The following is a 3,235-nucleotide window of genomic DNA, read 5'->3' on the forward strand; positions in this document are numbered from 1 at the left end:
GCATGGATGACATCCTATAAACCACAATATGTGAAAGATGGCAAGCAGGTACGCCCACATATCTCGAACGTATGTAATTTTACCCGGTCTACCCCCAGTAAACCCTCGTTATTGACCTTTAATGAAGTTACCACCTTATTCCACGAATTTGGCCACGGGCTGCATGGCATGTTGGCCGATACAATATATCCCAGCTTATCGGGCACGTCTGTCTATTGGGATTTTGTTGAACTTCCCAGTCAGATTTTGGAAAATTGGTGTTATGAGAAAGAAGCCTTGGAGTTATTTGCAACACATTATGAAACTGACGAGGTCATTCCCATGGAATTGGTTCAAAAAATAAAGGAATCATCGACTTTTCAAGAAGGTATGGCCACATTGCGTCAAATAAGTTTTGGATTTTTGGATATGTCCTGGCATGGGGTCGATCCCAGTGGGGTTAAAGATGTGAAAAAACACGAAACAAAGGCATTTGAAGGTTCCACCTTGTACCCAGACACCTCGGAAACCTGTATGAGTGTTTCTTTCTCCCATATATTTCAAGGTGGTTATTCTTCGGGATATTATAGTTATAAGTGGGCCGAAGTTTTAGATGCCGATGCCTTTGCCTATTTCAAGGAAAAAGGAATCTTTGACAAAGGGGTGGCAACAAAATTCAAAGATTATGTACTTTCAAAAGGAGGTACTGAAAAACCCATGGTTTTATACAAAAAGTTCAGGGGTGCCGAACCTAAGGTCGAGGCGCTTTTGGAACGGGCCGGGTTGCTTGGCAAAGAGGACGGAAAGGACTGAAATACGAAAAATAGGGTTTAGCTATCAGTCCAACATTTATTTTACCTGTACGATGGCGACAAAACTTGAAAGCTCGTTTTGAAGTGGTTTTAAACCAATTATTCTTAGGGTCCCATTTTCCGAATTATAGCGCAATAGGCCTGCACCATCCTCAGTATCGACTAGCACAACGTGCTCTTTGTTCGCCTGGTTATAAAAACTTTTACCGACTGTTATTTTAAAGAATATCCTTTTTGTTGTGGCGATTTCCACTATACTGCTATCAGCACCGAAACTGACAGGTACAGCGGCGTTAAAAAAGCCTGTGTTGAATTCCCAAGCCAACCCAAAATATTTTGTTCCCTCATCATTTTTTGACAGTAAGAATGGGGATGAATCTACATTCGAGAAATCTATGTCCCTGGTTTCACCCGTGATCAAATCAATGGTCATCAATTCGGAGTGACCGCTGCCATCCACCATGGTAGAAATATAATACGTATTGTCGACCAAAAGGCTTGAAATAATACCATGCTTTACAAATTGAACGTCGGTACTGATAATTTCAAAAGTAGTTGGGTCTATACGTACAACATAGTTAATATTTTCGGGGGATTCATTGACAACATCTGTTACTATACCCACTAGGTTTTTGTTCTTTTCATCCCAATCCAACGCTATCAAACCTGCAAATTCGGGAAAATCATGGTTCGAAAAGTCCAATATCGTACAACCAGATTGCAAACTCTGGTTATCAAGCGCACATAATTGTCCGCGAAAACCTGTGCTTGTGCCGTTTGAAATAATTTCAGGCATTTGTTCATATACAAATGTTTTCTGCGTAGAACTGGTAACCGTATTGAAAATCGTATTGAAGGTTATATTGTTGATTTTTTTAACCTGCTCAATACTACCGCCTTCATCACCAATTTCAAAAAGGGTTCCATCATTTCTTAGAGCTATATAGGTATATGTGTCGACCGCCGCGAAAATAGGAACCTCAGGTTCAGGTTCAGGAGTGATCGTGTTTTCGTCTTTTGAACAAGATAAAACCAATAGAACCACGAGCGATAAGAAGGCTAAAACAACGTTTTTTTCTTTACCTGATTTTCCCATATATGATACCATTATCAATCTTTATTTTAGGATTAAAATTATATCTTATTTCAATACGAAATCAAAATATTAAATCAATAAAAATTGTTGATTGGTAATGGATAAAAAAAGGAAGGTTCCAAGAATATAAAGACGTAACGTGTCGTATGTCAATCCTTTACAAACGTATTCAAAATGCTTTCAATGAATGAAACCCTTAAAAGTAGTTCTTTGGAACAGGTGGTTTCACTACTACATCGGCAGTTGGATCTATTGGTTCTTCTGTTCCCAAGCGATATAACCGCCTTTAAGGTTATACACATTCTTATATCCCTTGGAATCCAAATATTTGGTCGCACTGGCACTGCGCTTGCCGCTTCGGCAATACAGATAAATGGTATCCCCTTTATCTAATTTTTCAATTTCGGACTTAAAACTATCCCCCATCCAATCGATATTCAAGGAATTCTCCAAATGACCAGCATTGTATTCCTTTGGTGTTCTGACATCCACCAACACTACCCGATCCAATTCTTCCTGGGCAACCTGGGTTATCTTCTTTTCCTTTATCTGTGAACAGCCCAAGTTTAAAAATAACACCGCTGTCATCAATACTACAATTCTCATAATGCAATCTCTTTTTTCAAAAATAAGCATAATCGTTAAATTTAATTTACTTTTGATAGCAGTAAAAAATACATGGCCGAACACCAATTACATCCTGAAACCTGGGTAGATCAATATGCAGACTATCTTTTCAATTACGCCATCGCACGCATCAATGATGTTGAGATTGCGAAGGATCTGGTGCAGGAAACCTTTTTCGCAGGATTAAAATCCGCCGCCAATTATAAAGGCACCGCTGCCGAACGTACATGGCTTATCGCCATTCTCAAAAGAAAGGTGATCGACCATTATCGAAAAATAAATTCAAAAAAGGGCAAGGCCGAGGTTCGTATGAACTATGGCAACCAAACCGATGCCGAGGGTGATTGGCTCGAAGAGCAGATCGCAGATCCCTTGAGTATCTTGGAAAATAGCAGCATTGAGAATGAGGAATTAGGACTGGCAATACAGGAATGCATTTCTAAACTACCAAAAAAGCAAGCCTTGGTATTTTCGATGAAAACCATACAAGGTATGGATACCGAGGACATTTGTAAAGAACTTGGGATTAATCCGTCTAATTTATGGGTAATGATTCATAGGGCCAGAACCGCTTTGATGGATTGCCTAAACAAAAATTGGTTTTAACTATGATTTCGTGCGAAAAAGCAGCTCTAATCTGCGATAAAAAACAATATAAAGAGGCAACTCTGTACGAAAAGCTACAACTGATCTGTCATCTTGCCATTTGTAAGACCTGTAC

4 protein-coding genes are annotated in these 3,235 nt (G+C 39.3%); 2 read left to right on the forward strand and 2 right to left on the reverse strand.

Features of this window, described 5'->3' with window-relative positions; translation table 11 throughout:
- On the forward strand, window positions 1-792 hold a 792-nt coding region (locus tag WBM98_RS17775), incomplete at its 5' end, for a M3 family metallopeptidase (RefSeq protein ID WP_424367362.1).
- 36 nt (window positions 793-828) lie between these two features.
- Here the strand turns inward: WBM98_RS17775 and WBM98_RS17780 are convergent.
- Together WBM98_RS17780 and WBM98_RS17785 are read right to left on the reverse strand one after the other, a co-directional pair.
- Window positions 829-1,887: a hypothetical protein gene (locus WBM98_RS17780; protein ID WP_424367363.1), complete on the reverse strand. Its 1,059-nt coding sequence runs from the start codon at window positions 1,885-1,887 to the stop codon at window positions 829-831.
- Between the two features lie 249 nt (window positions 1,888-2,136).
- Complete coding sequence (locus WBM98_RS17785; RefSeq protein ID WP_424367364.1) at window positions 2,137-2,493, reverse strand: rhodanese-like domain-containing protein; 357 nt, start codon at window positions 2,491-2,493, stop codon at window positions 2,137-2,139.
- 72 nt (window positions 2,494-2,565) lie between these two features.
- Between WBM98_RS17785 and WBM98_RS17790 the strand changes: the two genes are divergently transcribed.
- Window positions 2,566-3,120 (forward strand): sigma-70 family RNA polymerase sigma factor, encoded by a 555-nt coding sequence (locus tag WBM98_RS17790; protein WP_424367365.1) that lies wholly within the window; start codon window positions 2,566-2,568, stop codon window positions 3,118-3,120.
- Window positions 3,121-3,235: the final 115 nt, after the last annotated feature.

Source organism: Maribacter sp. (assembly GCF_049667165.1).
Taxonomy (GTDB): Bacteria; Bacteroidota; Bacteroidia; order Flavobacteriales; family Flavobacteriaceae; genus Maribacter_A.

Excerpts from the sequence above, each read along its gene's own strand:
- WBM98_RS17785 (WP_424367364.1), bottom strand. The coding sequence starts at position 2,493 with ATGAGAATTGTAGTATTGATGACAGCGGTGTTATTTTTAAACTTGGGC.
- WBM98_RS17780 (WP_424367363.1), bottom strand. The coding sequence starts at position 1,887 with ATGGGAAAATCAGGTAAAGAAAAAAACGTTGTTTTAGCCTTCTTATCG.
- WBM98_RS17790 (WP_424367365.1), top strand. The coding sequence starts at position 2,566 with ATGGCCGAACACCAATTACATCCTGAAACCTGGGTAGATCAATATGCA.